The 16031-nt window shown below is 68.2% G+C and carries 14 protein-coding genes and 2 pseudogenes; 7 read left to right on the forward strand and 9 right to left on the reverse strand.

Translation table 11 applies throughout. The features are described from left to right. Positions 1-610: 610 nt before the first annotated feature. Positions 611-1444 carry an NAD(P)H-binding protein gene (locus IEZ17_RS29620; RefSeq protein ID WP_189305478.1) on the reverse strand — a complete coding sequence of 278 codons (834 nt, stop codon included), beginning with the start codon at positions 1442-1444 and terminating at the stop codon, positions 611-613. Between the two features lie 434 nt (positions 1445-1878). Between IEZ17_RS29620 and IEZ17_RS29625 the strand changes: the two genes are divergently transcribed. Beyond that, a complete protein-coding gene (locus IEZ17_RS29625; protein ID WP_189305479.1) occupies positions 1879-2421 on the forward strand; it encodes a hypothetical protein in 543 nt (180 codons plus the stop codon). A gap of 245 nt (positions 2422-2666) precedes the next feature. On the opposite strand, the gene IEZ17_RS29630 is transcribed toward IEZ17_RS29625, so the two are convergent. The 7 genes from IEZ17_RS29630 to IEZ17_RS29665 form a co-directional block, all read right to left on the reverse strand. Beyond that, positions 2667-2909, reverse strand: a complete 243-nt coding sequence (locus IEZ17_RS29630) for a hypothetical protein (protein WP_189305481.1) — start codon at positions 2907-2909, stop codon at positions 2667-2669. 580 nt (positions 2910-3489) lie between these two features. Further along, complete coding sequence (locus IEZ17_RS29640; protein ID WP_189305580.1) at positions 3490-4044, reverse strand: ATP-binding protein; 555 nt, start codon at positions 4042-4044, stop codon at positions 3490-3492. A gap of 223 nt (positions 4045-4267) precedes the next feature. Next, positions 4268-5968 (reverse strand): ABC transporter ATP-binding protein, encoded by a 1701-nt coding sequence (locus IEZ17_RS29645; protein WP_189305582.1) that lies wholly within the window; start codon positions 5966-5968, stop codon positions 4268-4270. A 106-nt stretch (positions 5969-6074) separates the two neighbouring features. Further along, positions 6075-6491 (reverse strand): lasso peptide biosynthesis B2 protein, encoded by a 417-nt coding sequence (locus tag IEZ17_RS29650; RefSeq protein ID WP_189305483.1) that lies wholly within the window; start codon positions 6489-6491, stop codon positions 6075-6077. After that, on the reverse strand, positions 6488-6784 hold the full coding sequence (locus IEZ17_RS29655) for a lasso peptide biosynthesis PqqD family chaperone (RefSeq protein WP_189305485.1): 297 nt from the start codon (positions 6782-6784) through the stop codon (positions 6488-6490). Before IEZ17_RS29655 ends, IEZ17_RS29650 begins: the two co-directional genes overlap by 4 nt. 36 nt (positions 6785-6820) lie before the next feature. Continuing rightward, entirely contained in the window at positions 6821-8662 is a 1842-nt protein-coding gene (locus IEZ17_RS29660; RefSeq protein ID WP_229852780.1) for an asparagine synthase-related protein, read from the reverse strand. 177 nt (positions 8663-8839) lie between these two features. Then, positions 8840-8947 carry a keywimysin-related RiPP gene (locus IEZ17_RS29665; RefSeq protein ID WP_189305489.1) on the reverse strand — a complete coding sequence of 36 codons (108 nt, stop codon included), beginning with the start codon at positions 8945-8947 and terminating at the stop codon, positions 8840-8842. Between the two features lie 877 nt (positions 8948-9824). Here IEZ17_RS29665 and IEZ17_RS29670 point away from each other — a divergent pair. From IEZ17_RS29670 to IEZ17_RS29685, 4 genes and pseudogenes are all read left to right on the forward strand, one after another. Then, positions 9825-10052 (forward strand): hypothetical protein, encoded by a 228-nt coding sequence (locus IEZ17_RS29670; protein WP_189305492.1) that lies wholly within the window; start codon positions 9825-9827, stop codon positions 10050-10052. Positions 10053-10420: 368 nt separating this feature from the next. Beyond that, positions 10421-10822: a hypothetical protein gene (locus IEZ17_RS29675; RefSeq protein WP_189305494.1), complete on the forward strand. Its 402-nt coding sequence runs from the start codon at positions 10421-10423 to the stop codon at positions 10820-10822. Between the two features lie 312 nt (positions 10823-11134). Continuing rightward, a complete protein-coding gene (locus tag IEZ17_RS29680; RefSeq protein ID WP_189305496.1) occupies positions 11135-11317 on the forward strand; it encodes a hypothetical protein in 183 nt (60 codons plus the stop codon). Between the two features lie 50 nt (positions 11318-11367). Then, positions 11368-11676: pseudogene (locus IEZ17_RS29685) on the forward strand (transposase); the annotation flags it as partial. Positions 11677-12263: 587 nt separating this feature from the next. On the opposite strand, the gene IEZ17_RS29690 reads toward IEZ17_RS29685, so the two are convergent. Beyond that, the gene (locus IEZ17_RS29690) at positions 12264-13391 is read right to left on the reverse strand and encodes a hypothetical protein (protein ID WP_189305497.1); all 1128 of its coding nucleotides are present in this window, start codon (positions 13389-13391) and stop codon (positions 12264-12266) included. A 1226-nt stretch (positions 13392-14617) separates the two neighbouring features. On the opposite strand from IEZ17_RS29690, the gene IEZ17_RS29695 reads away from it, so the two are divergent. Then, complete coding sequence (locus tag IEZ17_RS29695; protein ID WP_189305499.1) at positions 14618-15487, forward strand: alpha/beta fold hydrolase; 870 nt, start codon at positions 14618-14620, stop codon at positions 15485-15487. A gap of 53 nt (positions 15488-15540) precedes the next feature. After that, positions 15541-15992: pseudogene (locus IEZ17_RS43070) on the forward strand (transposase); the annotation flags it as partial. Positions 15993-16031 lie beyond the last annotated feature (39 nt).

The following is a 16031-nucleotide window of genomic DNA, read 5'->3' on the forward strand; positions in this document are numbered from 1 at the left end:
CGACGCTGCTCATCCTGGAATGGCTCGGCGAGCAGGGTGCCGGTGCCATGATCCGGGTCGAGGCGGAGCGCATGCGTGACGGGCTGCCGGCGTGGACTTTCGCCACTTCCGGCGGGCCGTTGCGCGACGGTATGCGGGCCGACGGGGCTTCGGTTGCCGAGTGCATGGGGAGGGCACTGCTTCGATTGCGAGATGCCGGGCTGCGTGTGTCCCCTTCTGACGCCGTGTTCAGGGATTGAGTTGGTCGTCGGTGAGACTCTCGGGCCATCTGACGGTTTTGCCTACGTCGTAACGGACGGCGGTGCGTCGGTTCTTCGAGCAGGACGGGAGCCGAGCCAGGTTCCACGTCTGCTGGAGTATTGGCGGTCGTTGCCGCAGGATTTGGAGGCGAAGGGCCAGTACGCCGAGCCGGTCGAGTACGCAGTGGCTGCGGGGATTGTGCTGCTGGCCGACGGCCAAGATGGGCTGACCTCTGATCAAAATGGGCTGACCTCCGATGTCGTCGCCTCGACGGCCAGCCCCCCTCTGACGGGCTGCTGGGCTTCCCACTCTCGGCACAGGCATGAGCGTCCCAACCGACTACGCATGAACGTGCTCCGGGAAGGGCGACTCAGCGGAAGGCGGAGACATTCTCCGAAACCCACTGGTGGAACGGCCTGGCGGGGGATCCGGTGACCCTTGAGACCGTGTCGCGCACCGTCAGGAGTTCGTCGTTGACGTCCCCGCCTGTCACATCCAGCACCGCATCCGCGGCCTCGGCTCCGAGGAAAATGGACATGTGCTGGTGGGCCTCCTCCCGGCTGATCTCCGCAAACGGCACCTCCCGCCCCAAGGCCGCTGCGATGACCTTCACCTGCTGCCGGGCCGTCACCCTCTCTGGCCCGGTCAGCGAATACGTCTGCCCCTGGTGACCGGGCTCGGTCAAGGCCACTCGCGCCACCGCCGCAATGTCCGCAGGGTGAATCGTGGGCAGCCCGGTGTCTGCATACGGCACGCGGACCGTTTGGTGCTCGCGGATTGACGCCGCCCACCACAGGGCGTTCGAGGCGAACTGCGTTGGCCGCAGAACCGTCCAGGCCATGCCGCTGTCCTTGAGCAGCCGCTCGACAGCCATGTTCTCGCGGGCGGGACCCAGATGCGGATGCGTCTGGACGGTGATGGACGACATGAGCACCACATGCGCGACATCTGCCTGCCGGGCGGCGTCGAGGATGTCGGCGTCAGAACCCATCCGCGACACGAGGAACAGCGAGCGCACTCCTTCCAGTGCGGGCTCCAGGGAAGCCATGTCGGCGAAGTCACCTTCACTCACCTCCACGCCCTCGGGGAACGAGGCCCGCGCAGCGTCGCGGGTGAGCCCCCGCAGTGGTCCGGCACCGCACGCATGCAGCTCTTTGAGCAGAGCACTTCCTATGTTCCCGGTGGCTCCTGTCACGAGAATCATGCGCCTTCTCCTGTCGCGTGGTGATCAACTAGAGGAAAGCTATGACCTCAATCAAGCTTGAGGTCAAGATGATCGCCGGCAGGGTTCCTGCAGGCGAGCGTGCTCCGGACTCGGTCGGGCATCTCACCGGCGAGTGCACCGACACCCACGTTGTCGGTCGCCGCAGTGCCGTCATCTCTCATCAGCATTCACGAGTCAGTCGATCACCAACCGCCTCCGGAACCCGTTGTCCCTCGCCAATGAATCCAGGCCGTTTGTCACCGAAGCCAGTCTTTGCGGCGGAGGCGACCGACCCGCCGGACACATCGTCGCGGAGGATGACTGTGCTTCCGCCCCCTGCCCGATCACGCCGCGCACGTCTCGTGCCGGAGGCTCATACGAGTGTGCCGCTCAGGCTGACGGAAAGCGTCGGGGGGTGTCTGAGGATAAGTCACATGAACCTTCACGCGCTCTCCTCTCCCACCAAATCCGCAGCGGCACCTCCCCGTTGGGCGGTATGGGCCGCACACCTGACCACGCTGGTGGTCCTGCCCAGTGGGCTGTGGCGCATCGCCATGGTGCTCGGATACCCCGCCGGTTACACCGAGGCGGGCTTCGTACCCTTCGAGACGCTCGGGTCCAAGGCCTGGATGCTGACGCTCAGCGTGCTCTGCGAGTTGGTCGCCTTCCTGACGATCGGCCTGGTACGACCGTGGGGGGAAGTCATCCCGCGCTGGATACCGCTGGTCGGAGGGCGCAGGGTCCGTCCCATGGCCGCTGTCGCCCCTGCCGCCCTGGGCGCAGTCGCCCTGACCGTGCTCTGGGTCAACGTCCCCTGGTGGTGGACGTATCCGCACGAGGACATGACACACACCGGGCACCTGCTCGTCGGCATTCTCTACCAGCCGATGGCCCTCTGGGGCCCGCTGACCGCAGCCGTCACGATCTCCTACTACCGCCGTCATCGCGCCGCACAGCGCCGAGGATCGACCGACTGAGGGATCCGGCGCCAGGCGCGGGCGGCTGGAATCGGTGACGAACGGGCCTGCATCTTTAGAGGCTGCCTCGGGCAGGTACCGGCGGCAAGGTCGCTGGGGTCGTTCGGCCTGATCAACTGGCCTTACGGGGGATGACGGCCACTTGTGGTCGGCGTGGTTGCTGTACTTCGCTGCTGTACGGCACGACAGAGCATGCTGGACCGCACGGCTGGGGATGGAGGGAGGTCCGGCGTCGAAGACGCCTGTCACTTGTTCCCGCGATCTCGCTGGTGATGGCTCCGGGTGATCAGCCATGTCCCGCCGACTGTCAGCAGCGCGAAGAGAGCCAGACCCGCGCCCTGTGCGGCTGGGAGACACAGACGATCGCGCAGGGGAAATTTCCCGGTGAGGGTGACCTGAAGCGATCCGACGGCGAAGGCGATGGCGGCCGTGAAGACCGCGACGACTTCGACGGCGCGGACGGACGACGTGTGCAGGGAACGTTCCAACTACGCATTGGCCGCTGCCTGTCGCTCCCCACGGCGTTGCTGCTCGACGTCCTGCAGGGCTCGCAGACGTCCTTCCTGGATTGCGTCCCGTTTCGCCAGGTGCTGGTCCTGCAGAACGCGGAGGCTGGCAGTGGGGCTGGCCGCGCGCGGCCTCCGTGGCCCCCAACTGCCCACCCTCCTCGCCGAGAACGGCATCATCGGGCCGAGCGGTAAGGAGGAAGCTGAGGATCGATCGACTCCTCGGCCTCAATGTCGGCGGTGGTGGCGAAGTCCCCAGCGCCCTTCTCGATACGGGTGAGCCGCTGGCCGTACATGGAGCGCACGATGTCCGCGCCATGTACGTGCCGCAGCTATCGCCACCCCAGCATCGTCAAGGCTGCCATACGAGTTGATCACGCCGCGCAGCATAGCTGTCAGCGCGGAAATCAGACCGTGACAGCGTCTTCCCGTGGGAACACCGCAGGACACCGCCGGAAAACCCACGACCGCGTCAACGCCCTCAGTCCCACTGATCTTCAGTCTTCACACATCGGTGATCAACGGTGCCCGCACCCATCTCCGGGCGGGCCCGTCGGCACGATCACGGTCTGCTCGCGGAGTGCTGCCCAGCCCAGTCGGTGGCAGCCACCACCTCGCACGCGATGTCCACGACAGCCCGCCCATCCGTCACCACCCGCACGGTCTCCGCAGGAGCCCGCTGATCCAGCAACCTGGCCTTGCGAGCACTGCCCTTCAGCTCCTGGTCCAGCTCCGAGCCGAGTTCCCGGCCCATCAGCCGCTTGCGGGCGGTGGCATCGGAGGCAGTCAGCAGAACTCGTACGATCCGCACATCGGCGCCCATGGCACGCTCGAACATGCCCGTCGCCTCTGGCAGCACACTCACGGTGTTCGTGTAGATCAGACGTCGGTAGCCGCGCTGGGCGAAGTTCGCCCACACCGCACTCAGGTTGCTCTCGACGATCTCTGTGCGGTGAGGATCCCCCTCTGGTGCTGGATGCACCTGCCCCATGAAGTCACCCTCGATGACGGCGTGAGCGATCGCCGCCTCGCGCAGCAACGCCGAAACCTCCCATCCCACTGTCGTCTTGCCGACACCGGCCCGCCCACCAATGAGCAGCACTTCTGCATGATCCATGAGGGCAGCGTGCCAGCTGGCGAGCACCTCACGCGATCCGATATCGATCCCTTCCATGACCACGGCCCCGCCAGCAAGATCACATCTACGGCTGGAGCACTGGGCGGCGCCGGCCCGGATGGGCTGGTGTCTTCCCGCTTCACTCCGTCCCGGCCCGAGGGCCACCTCTGTGAAACGCCAGTCGGGAGCATGAACAAAGCCGTATCGATCCGAGTCAACAAGCTCAGTCGTCCACGGCCGAGTAGTTGACGAGTTGCGTCGCCGCCAGCTCGGCGTAGAGGGCGTCGCCCTGGACCAGGTGCGCATGTGTGCCCACGGCCCGGACGCGCCCGGCCTCCATCACCACGATGCGGTCTGCGTTGGTCACGGTGGACAGGCGGTGCGCCACCACCAGGACGGTTGTGGTGCGGGCCAGGTCGGCGATGGTGTCGCGCAGGGCGGCTTCGTTGGCGGCGTCGAGCTGTGAGGTGGCCTCGTCGAGGAGTAGTAGCCGGGGTGTGCGCAGCAAGGCCCTGGCGATCGCGATGCGTTGGCGTTCGCCGCCGGAGAGGTTGCTGCCCCGGTGGCCGACGGGGGTGTCGAGTCCCTGGGGCAGCCGGTCGGCGACGGTGTCGAGCCGGGCGCGACGCAGCACCGTGCGGAGCTGGTTCTCGGTGGCGTGCGGGCAGCCGAGGAGCAGGTTGTCGCGCAGGGTGCCCGCCAGGACGGGTGCGTCCTGCTCCACGTAGCCCGTGGCGGCGCGCAGTTCGGCGAGGGGCCAGTGGCGTGTGTCCCGGCCGTCGAGCAGGATGCGGCCCGCGTCGGGTTCCCAGAACCGCTCGATGAGCGAGAAGACGGTGGTTTTGCCCGCGCCGGAGGGGCCGACGAAGGCGGTCATGCCGCGGGCGGGGATCGTGAAGGACACGTCGCGGTGGACGACGGGCGACCCCGGCCGGTAGGCGAAGCTCACCCTGTCGAAGGCGACGGCGGCCGGGCCGGGCGGCTCGGTGTGCGAAGTGATGGGCGTGGTCTCCTCGACGGGCAGGTCCTCGGTCTCGCCGATGCGCAGGGCCGCTGCCGCACCGACTTGCAACTGTCCTGCCACTGCGGCAAGTTGGCCGACCCGTGGCGCGAGGGAGAAGAGGTAGAGCAGGAAAGCGACCAGTGTCGAGACGCTGATCGCGTGCGCGGCGACCCGTGCCCCGCCCACACCGAGCACGGCGAGGAAGGCGATGTGCGTGGCCGCCCCGGTGACCGTGTCCGAAGCGACTTCCCATGAGGCAGCGCGCACGCCGGTGCGCCGGGCGTGCTCGGCTGCCTCGTGGAGCCGAGCGATCTCACGCTGTTCCGCGCCGCATGCCTTGATGGTGCGGAAGGCGCCGAAGGCGCGCTCCAAGGCGGTGGCCATGTCGCCGATGGCTTGCTGGGTCTGCTGGGCGGCGCGTCCGATCCGGGGGACGATGCCGCCGCAGGCGACGGCGACCAGCGCGATCACCGCCAGGGTCACGACCAGCAGCACGGGGTCGAGCAGGGCCATCATGCCCACGGTGATCAGGCTGATGACGGTCTGGGTGAGGGCCGATGCCATGGCCTGGGTGGCGACTTGGCGCAACACGGTGGTGTCGGAGGTGACGCGGGCGATGAGGTCGCCGGGGTCATGGCGTTCGGCCACCGGTACGCGCAGCCGGAGCAGCCGGCCGGCCAGACGGCGTCGTGCGGCGCAGACCACGGATTCGGCGGCCCGTTCCAGTACGTAGTACCCCAGGGCGACGAGGACGGCGCCGGTGAGCACGAGGGCGCCGAGGGCGAGCATGTCGCCGGTCGCCCGGTGACCCGCGCCGAGCTCGTCGACCAGGCGCTTGGCGGCGAGGGGTTGGACGAGACCCGCCGCACCGCCGAGGAGGCCGAGCAGGGTGCCGCCGAGGATGGGGCCGCGTTGCGGCATGAGCTGCCGGGCGAGGGCGCACCGGGCGGGGTGCGTCGTGGGGGCGTGGCCCGACCCGGCTTGAGCGGTGGTGAGATGCTCCGCTCGCGTATCCACGCTCACGACGTCACTCCACGGTCAGGAAGCGCTGGTAGTAGTCGGCCGGGCAACCCTCGCCCACCAGCTCGCCATCGGCCTCGACCCAGGCATGGGCGGCGAACGGTGGCCGCTTGCGGGCACCCACACACCACGTGGCCCACTGACCGTGCATCCGGCACAGCAGCACAGTGGCCAGTGACCGGGGCAGGCATCCCTTCTGGCCGCCGCAGGAGAGGCTGACCGCGAGGACGGAGTCCCTGGCGTCCATCGTCTGTTGCAGGCCGGCGGGGCGCGCGCCGCGTCGTAGCCGGCGAAGGAGCGTGCAGATGCGTCCGGGGGGCTGGGTGGCAAGCAGATGGGCGCATCCGACGGCGAACCGAGCGGCCCAACGGCGGCCGAAGGGGACGGCTTCCGGGCAATACGGCACCGCCTCTGGAGTGGTCATGACGGTGTCCCCCCGGCCCTTCCGAGGCGGCGCTGGACGGAGACGAGGTTGGCGGACCGCAGTTCGTCGAAGATGCGATGGACGTCGCGTTCCGCCTCCGTGGGGTCCACGGCGTACTGTTCGGTCAGCGCGGAGGCCGCCCGGTCGGGTGGCTCGCCATCGAGCAGCACGCGCAGGACGAGGGCCGCGGTGGGGTTGAGGGTCCAGTACTCCCCCGTGGACTGGTCGAGCAGGGCCATGCCGTACTCGGTCTCGGTCATCAGCACGCCGGAGCGGAGTCGCAGCGTATCCATCTGTCCCCCTCGATCGGGTTGTCGACGAGTCATGGTTCAGAGGTGCCTGGCCTCGCGCGAGCGGAGCCACAACTCGCAGGCCACGGTGGTGTGCAGGAGCGCGCTCTCGGTCTCCACGTCCAGCGGGCGCATGCACCAGTCGCGCAGCGCGACGGTATCGATCAGGCCGAGCCGCGCGAGACGGGAGTCCTCGCACAGGGCCAGCAATCGGGCGCGGTGTTCGCGCAGTCCGGCCTCCTCCTCCAGCGAGGCATTGGCCTTGGTGGCGCGGGTCCGGCTGACCTCCGGCACGATGCCGCGCGTCGCCTCCACGATGAGGGGCTTGTACCGCCAGGGCGTGATCCGCTCCCAGGGCCGTACCGCGAGCGCCGCCTCGACGACCTGGGTGTCGTAGTACGGCGCGGAGCAGACGATTCCCCATGGCCCGGCCAACTGCCCCATGTGGCGGACGAAACGGGAGAGGGCCTCCATCGCGACCAGCTCACGGTGGGTGCCGTGGTCCGGTGCCAGGGCTTCGGCGACGGGCGCCGCGGCAAGGAATTGCCGGCGCACCGAGGCCACCGCCTCCGGGGTGGTCCAGTGCGGCAGCCGGGGCGGTTCGGCCCACTGCAGCACCGGTGTGTTCGCGGGCGACGGCGGCTTGGCGAGGTCCGCGGCGACCCGCTTCATCCAGGCCGGATACGAGCGGCGGTCGACGAGCTGACCAGCCAGCCGGCGTCGGCTCCATCGGTACTTGGCGCGGTAGCCTCGCAAGTGACGTATGGCGATGCGCGGATGGGTCCGGACGAGCTGGTGCAGTCGCGCCACACATCCGCTCAGCAATTCGTCGCCGCCGATGCCAGTGAGGTGCAGACCCGACCCGCACTCCCGCGCCGCTCGTACGACACTCATGCGCCGTTTGTGGTCGACGGCCATCTCTGAGGGCGCGTCGAGGAGTTCGTCGAAGGCGTCGAGGCCGTCGAACGTGAGGGGCACGCAGTCGGCGTCGATGACATGGTGCTCGACCACACCCAATGCCTCGACGGTGCGCCTCGCCCAGAGGGTGTCGTCGGCGAGCGGGTCGCGGGAGTCGGCGGTATAGGCGACGACCTTCGCTCCACCGGCCACGGCGGCGCAGCAGATCGCCGTGGAGTCCAGTCCGCCCAGATCGCAGCTGACCAGGGAGCGCCCCCGGGTCCGGACATCGACGGCCGTGGTCAGCGCCTCCGCGAAGCGGGCGGCGCCCTCGCGCAGAGGGATGTCGGGCGCGGGCGGTGTCCACCAACCCTTGGTCCGGGCCTGCCCGTTGGGGCCGATGGTCAGCTGGTGGCCGACCGGCACGGTATCCACGCCGCGCCAGACGGGGACCGTGTGGAGCGGGTACGGCAGGCCCATGGCGAGCAGTTGGAGGGCCAAGCGGTCCTCGTCGAGCGAGGCGCCGAGGAGCTCGGCGAGCACATCAGCGCGATCGCAGGCCACGGCCGTGGAACCGGCACGCCCGTGAAATACCCTGCGCACACCGACGACGCCACCCTGGAGGCGGAGGCTCGCGTCGGCGGAACGGGCCAGTAGGTGGAAACTTCCGGGCCAAGCGGCAGCGAACCGGTCGAGAACGTCCAGGGACCCGGTGGTCCGCACCGCAGTGGCGGCGCGCGTCGCCTCGACTGCCGTCACCGCATGTTCGCCGAGGACCGCCACATTCGCGTCACCGACGCCTCCCACTGTGAGGGTGTCCTGAGGCCAACGCCCCAGCAGCCACGGCCTGTCGGAGGGGTGCGGGATGGACTGGAGGGCGTGCGGGCGGGCCTTCGCCACGATGGCCTCGACCGCCTTGTCGGGCGTGTCGGGCAGGACGAGGAACCATGTCGATATCTCGGACAGGAACGTAAAGCGATTCACGGTTCCGTTACCTCCGGTCGCCGGGGCGGTGGGCAACATACGGTGAACGAAAGGGAATCGGGGGGTGAATGTCCCTGCACGACACAGGCCATCACCCCCCGACCCCGGGGATGACCCCGCTCGTCACCGGTCAAATTCCAGAGGACTCAAACCGTGAAAGCGGGCCCCGTAGGCACCTCAGAGGAGGTTCTTGCCGCCGAGGACATCCTTCGGACCCTTGATGCCGATTCCCGTCACCTTGCGGAAACTGCCGGCCTTGGCCAGGGTGGGACGCTCGTAGGTCATGACTCTTTTCCTTTCTTCTATGGGGACGTTGAGCCGCAGGTCACCTGCCATGGATAGGGGAGTCGCGGCACCGTGCCGGAGGGTGAGCCGTCGGGAGTACCCGAGCGGACGACGGCCAGCCCAGTCCTCAGTCATGCGCGCGCAGACGAATTCCAGACAGAGGAGACCGGCTGCGGTTTACCCGGACCCGCATATCCATGCAGTGATATTAAATATGACTCCCTCATATCGACAATGGGGCGCGACTCGCACAGATTGCACTCACCCGGCGCCAATAGGTGATCTTGCGCCTCTCATCTCCACGCACGCCCCCATCACGCCCGCAACATCACACACTCACGATCTCTTTTATGGGCAACGCGAACGAAATACTGACGCCAACTGTCAATATCGAACAAGCGGAATAACCGACTCAGTTCCCAGTTAAACTAATCCTCGGTGGTGATCGCGCATCACGGGGGCGCACCACAATCCCCGTGCGCCGCCTTCCGTATATTGCGGGGCATGGCGAGAAGCGGTGAGACGGACGCCACCCTCGCCGATCTGCGGCGTCCCGGCCGGCACGGCCGTGGATGGGGACATACCGACAGGTGCCGTCACGGTGGACCCGTGTCAGAGGAGCGCGAATGGACGACGCGCACGCCGCCACCCTTGTGCGCCGCACCCTGCGCGACGAGCTCACTGCGGATCCGCGGGCCACATGACGACGGTCCAGAACCGGCTTGACTACAGGCTCGGTTGAAGCCGCCCGACACCAGGCCTGGGCATGTGACGGCCCAGCTCTTGTCGGGCGGGTTCGCCGCATACCTGCGGGTCTTCCATCGGTTCGAGGCTGCGGACGGCTCGGGCCGTACCCAGTCCTGACGCCTGACGCGCCTTGCCCCGGGACGCCGGCGCCCGCGTCCATGCCGAGCTGTCCCACCTGACGTCGCCCGGCGCAGACAGGGCTGCCGGGAAGAAGCCGCGCCGGCTGGCCACCAGCGGACAGCTCGACCGCGACACCCGGCAGGCACCGGCACGCACCCTGGCACAGACCACCGGTGACCAGCCTGCCTTCTTCGCCTACGATCTGGCGCCCTGCCGTGGGGCGAGGAAGCGCCGCTGATCCCGCGCTCACCCCTGGCCGCCCCGGAAGCTGCGCGGGCAACCGCGGTCGAGATGTGGGCAACACGGCAGGCCCGGAGTTCTGTTGGCCGGAACACCGGCGCTGGGCCGTCACTCTTGCCGTCGACCTGCAATGCCGGCACCTCGGGGGGAACTTGGGCCGTTGGATGCCAGCCGCAGATTGAGCGTGACAAAGGCCCGCAGGTCGAGACGCACGGACTCTCATCGGGGGCGCTCGATCAACCGTTGCCGCCGGTTCCTGGCTGGAAGTGATCTTGATTCCGTTAAGGCCCATTGACCGTGAATTGATCTTGGATAGGTTGACCCGCGGCAGGATTTGCCCCTTCGTTTCCCATTCAAGGAGTTCTCATGTCACATGGCGTCATACGCCTCGGTTTAGCCGCCCTTACGGTCATCGGCCTCTCGGCAGCCGTCACCCCCACCGCCTCGGCCGCCGACGCCTCCGAGGCGTCAAACGCCTGCCGCAGAGGCGAGTTCTGCCTCTTCAGCGGGCCGCACCAGACCGGGCAGATCCTCTACCGGCTCAACGTCAAGGTCACCAAAGCCGGCTTCACCTTCCCCGAGGTCGACTCCCTCGACCCGGCGATCAAGCCCCTGTCGGCGCGCAACCCGATCCCCGACACCTTCGGCTGCATCGTGCGCCTCAATGACAAGGCACACTTCGCCGGTTCCGAACAGGAGATCGACGGCTTCGGCGACAAGGAACTGAGCGGCGCACCCGTCGGCTCGATGACGCCCGACTGCGGCTGATCCAACCGCGCCGCATAGCGGGCCCGTTGCGAAGGACGTTGAGCAGCCAGCAACGTCCGGCGCCCTCCGCCCAGCCGCACCCTCCCGGGTGCGGCTCTCGCGTGCTCGGGGGGAGGCTGTGTGACACATGGGCCCAGGACCTCGGTGAGGAACTCCGCGAACGAGGCCACGACCACCTGAGCCGGAGTTGCCCAAGTAGCACCGGCGCAGCGTTGGAGTGACATGGCCGCCATCTGGAGGAGGTTCGGGTGGCGGGGGGACGGACGGCGAATGATCCTGCCGACAAGTTGCCTTGACCAGTGGAGGTCCCTCATGAAGCACCTGACCGCTCTCGCTACAGCAGTAGCGGCCTCAGTACTGATCATCCTCGGAGCTGGCACCGCCAACGCCGACAACGGCCATGAGCGCGATTCCGGAGCTGCTCAGGTCGGAACAGCCCCGATCACCGAAGGTCTTCAAAGAGTCTTGAGCGGCTCCTGGCTTCTAGGCGGCTGAGCTCCTCCCAGCGATTGATCCCAGCGGAAGCAGGTGCGGCGGGCACCGGGCAGACCGGGGGCCCCGTCGTGCTGGTGTGGGACAACTTGAACACGCACGTCAGCCGCAAGCCGCACCATGCGCGAGCTGATCACCGCCGGACTATTGCTGACCGTCTGCCAGCTGCCGCCGCATGCTCCCGAGCTCAACCCCGTCGAGGGCAGGTGGTCGCATCTGAAGAGGTCCCTGGCCAACCTCACCAAGCACAGCCTCGACCAGCTCACCGCGCTGGTGAAGACTCCGCTGAATCGGATGCAGTACCGCCCTACCTCCTCCAGGGCCTCATCGCCAAGACCGGACTCGGCCTCCAACCGCCGTGACCTCAGCCGTTACAGATCTCTGGTGCGGCGGCGAAGGCACCGGCAAGCGGCGAGCGGCGAGCGCAGGCAAGAGGGCGCTTCCGGCCATCGAATCTTCGCCAAGGCCGCGAGGGCGCGATGACGACTGGCCCGACTCCGCGACCCGCTGCCCGACCCGGACCGAGACTGCGTACCGGAGTCGGCCATCGGGCACGGCAACCAGCGGTCCGTTCCTCACAAGGGCGTTCGCCGGTGCTGCGACCGTGCGTGCGGTCAAAGATCCGCTACGGTGCCGCCGCTCCGGGGCGGTCTCCGCTCTCATGGTTCGGCTGCCGGGGATGCAGGTGGGCCTGAGTCCGAGCCGGCGGTGGATATCGGCTCCGGCCTCGGGATCGGCTTGCCGGACGACGACGGCGGCGAGGTCGCTGATGGAGCGGACCAGGCGTGCGATCCCGGTTCCGGGCGTGTCTGTGCGGGCGCCGGCGGGGTGCCGATGGACACGGACGACGGTGGAGTCCGCCGAGCCCCGGAGCGGTGGCCCGGGCACCGGGGCCCGGCTCGCCCGATGGCGATCCGGGCCTTCGAGCACGATCGGCGAAGGATAGAGCTCAGTGGCGGTGGCGGCGACGTGTGGTGGCGAACACCGCGGCTCCGGCCAGGAGGAGCCCGCAGGCGGCCAGCACGATCGGGAGGGCGGCACCGCCCGTGGAGGCAAGGCGGGTCACCTTGGGGCTGCCGTCGTCGTCCGTGTCGGGCGACGCCGTGGAGTCGGCGACCAGGCTGACACCGGTTGCCGGCGTGAGGGCGCCGCGTGGCGTGGGCGTGGCGGCCGGACCGGCGCCGGGTGCCGACGGGGTTGCCGTCGGCGACTTGGCGATGGTCGCCATGAACCGCTCGGTCGCGGTGATCCAGCCCTTGTCGGTGACGGGCCACGCGCCGCTCCAGATCACCACCCCGGGGACGAGCCGGCGCGCCGTGTCGAGCTCGTAGCTCCAGTGGTCGGCCGACAGGAACTGAGGGCTCTTGGGCGTCCCGTCGTGGTACTGCGGCCACAGGTAGGGGTAGACGGGCTTGCCGGGGTCGACGGCCTTGGCCTCCTCAAGGTCTTTGACCAGCTTCGCCCGCCAGGCCGCGCGGTTGTCATCGAACGTGTACAGGGTGGGGAAGAACGCGCCCACATACCGGGCGAGTTGCCGGGCGAGCGGGTAGTACCGCGGTGTGGTGTTGCCGAGTACGCCGTAGAAGCCGATCACCTTGCCGGGGAGGGCTTCGTGCGCCCACTGGGCGAACTTCTCCAGCTTCTCCAGATGCCGTTGGGCCGTGTCGGGAGTGCCGGTGAGGTAGAGGGACTCGAAGTCGAGGACGACGGGACCCGGCTTGCTCGCATGCTTCCGGACCAGGTCCTTGTACGCGGCCTCGGGCGGCAGGTCCAGCTCCGTCCCGGGACGCGTCCTCCCGTTCAGGGCCGCAACGTACCCCTCGTAGACCACGTTTGACGGGATCGCGCCGTAGCGGGCCAGGTCGACGTCGCGGTAGGCGGTGTTGTCGTAGACGACGAAACGCCCGGCTGACGCTGTTGCCGTGCCGGGGCCCGCCTCGGAGGCACCTGGTGCGGCAGCGGCGGGCTCCGCGATGACACCGGAGAGAAGTGTGAGAGCGAGGCCGCCGGCTGTGAGAGAGGCCGACCACTTGGCCCGGCGGCCGGGAGCCGGCGTGCGATGACGAAACAGGTACATGAGTGGTGGGGCCTCCGTGAGTTGACGACGGCGGCCTACGGTAGGTCGTGCGTTTGACCATTGGATGACGGTCTGTGCCGGGGGACTGTGTTTTTGAGATTCTTTGCATGAGGCGACACACACTCCTGGCGGCGTCCACGGCTCCACGCGGAGCCGAACCGCGCCCCTCCACCGGCACGCCGACAAATGAGATCCGGACCACCTTGTTGCCTGTTGTGCGCGCTGAAGGCGATAGGGAGGTGGCTGGTGTTGAGCGAGAGAGCGAGAAGGCGTGGATGTGTATGAAGCCGTGGACAGCCGCCGGGCCGTGCGGGCGTTCAGCGAGGGGTCGGTGCTCAAAAGGTGCTCGAACGAGTGCCGGCCGCGGCGACGCGGGTTCCGTCGAGTGGCCGCCTCAGGGTTCCGTCGGCGCCGGCGGGCAAGTGGTCGAGTGCCTGCCGCAAGGCGGTGTCAGATCGGTCGAAGGGGACGCGGTCATCGACACGGCCACCCGGCTGAGTTGAGCCAACCCCACCAGTTTCATCGAAGCGTTCACCGCGATGGTCGGCCAAACGCCAGGGCGATATCAGATGGAACTCGTCGCGGAGACCGGTGATCGGCGTCGTTGACCCTTGGAATCTGCTCGGCCTTGGCGGGTTTCCCGAATATCTTGTCCGCACGCCGGTGCCGCGCAGATCCGGTGTCCCGTGACCATGGAGGCATGACAAGGGACCCCACCGGCGTGCCTGTTCGAGTCCGTCTCGGCGAACCGTCTGCTGAGCGAGTTCATCGCCGGGCTGAACTAGGGGGCGCCTCCTCGACCTTCGGCGGAGTGACGCTCCTCAGAGGCCGGGGTTCCACCGGTTTCACCTCGGATTTCCCGCAAACCGGGACATGATGGAAATGGTCCGCGCACAACAGCGGTGATGGGAAAGCCCGTCCGTCGAAGCCAAGGTCGTGCAGGGGCGGGGCGAAGTACACAAGCGGAAGGACTCGTACGAGTAGTGCGGATGATCTTTCATTGAGTACTGTGAAGCATCCGATGATGGGCAGCTGTTCGTAAGCGGCCCTCGTGACTCCGCGCTTGACCGCTGGCGCTTGCCATGCACGAAGGCGCCTCTGCGACGGGGATGGTGCGCCGCGGGACGACGACTCCTTCCCGACCTCGGCCGCGAGGTGGTTCGCGGCGTCGGATCGGGCACTGCGCGTGCCGCCGATGCCGCAGAGGCCAGAAAGTGAGCAGGTAGATGCAACCGACGTTCGTACTGGTTCACGGATCTTTCGCGAACTCCTTCTCCTTCGCACCACTCCAAGCCGAACTCGGCCTCCTCGGACACCGCTCCGTCGCCGTCGACCTTCCAGGGCACGGGTTTGCCGCGACGTACCCGCGCGCCTACCAGGCGCCGCAGGACCTCGAAGGGCTCGCCACCACGCCCGGGGCGATCAAGGGCGTCACGCTCGCCGACAACGCCGCGCACCTCATCGGGATATTGGAGCGGGCCAAGCAGAACGGGCCTGTCATCCTCGTCTCCCACAGCCGCGGCGGCATGACCGCCACCGTCGCGGCCAACCAGCGGCCCGACCTGATCGACCGCATCGTCTATGTCTCCGCCTGGTGCCCCGTCGACCTTGAGGTCAGCGCCTACTATGCCGAGCCCGAGATGGCCACGGTTGACGCCACGGGCATAGCGTCGGCGATGGTCGGGAACCCTGTCGAGCTCGGGCTGTTGCGCTCCAACTTCCGCACCGCCGACCCTGGCGTCCTCGCGGCCTTCAAGGCGGCGTTCCTCGCCGACGGGACGGACGAGGAGTTCATGGTTTTCCTCAACACCTTCCAGCCCGACGAGAGCCTCGACGTCGGCACACCCGACGACCGGGCGCAGGCCGACACCTGGGGGCGGATCCCGAAGACGTACATCCGGCTCACCGAGGACACCAGCGTGACGCTCGCCATGCAGGACCGGATGATCCGCGAGGGCGACGCGCTGACGCCGGAGAACCCCTACGACGTCCGTACGCTGACGAGCAGCCACTTGAAGTGGCTGGTCGACCCGGCACCGGCGGCCCGAGTTCTGGGCGAACTCGCCGAGCTCTCGCTCTCGCCTGCCGGATCATGATCGGAGCCAGATGAGGAGAGCGGCGGCGGTGACGGCACCGAGGTAGACGTGCCGTCCAAGGCCGCGGCGGACTACCCCGTGAGCCGGCCCGAGCACTGCGCACGGGCCGGACCATGCGCAAGCCACGCCGCCAGGCCAGCAGTGCCAGCCGTCCCGCCGACGCCGACGGCCGGACCGTACCCGGTCATCGGGCAGACGGCCTGATCACCGGCAAGGGCAATGCCTCCGCCATCGGCACGCTGGTCGAGCGAGCCACCCGCTACGTCATGCTCGTGCACCTGCCTCATGGTCGAGGTGCCGCACAGGTCTGCGACGCCCAGGTGGAGACCGTGGGGAGACTTCCCACTCCTCTGGCCATCTGACTGACCTGGGAGCAGGGCAGCGAGATGGCCGCCCACGCCCGCGAACACCTTGACGCCGTCGCTGCCGAACTCAACAGCCGCCCACGCAAAACGCCCGGCTGGGAAACCCAACCGAGCGCCTGCACAAACTGCTCGCGGCTTGATCAACACAACCACGTGTTGCGACGGCCCCTGGAAACCGC

Source organism: Streptomyces albospinus (genome assembly GCF_014648695.1).
Lineage (GTDB): Bacteria > Actinomycetota > Actinomycetes > Streptomycetales > Streptomycetaceae > Streptomyces > Streptomyces albospinus.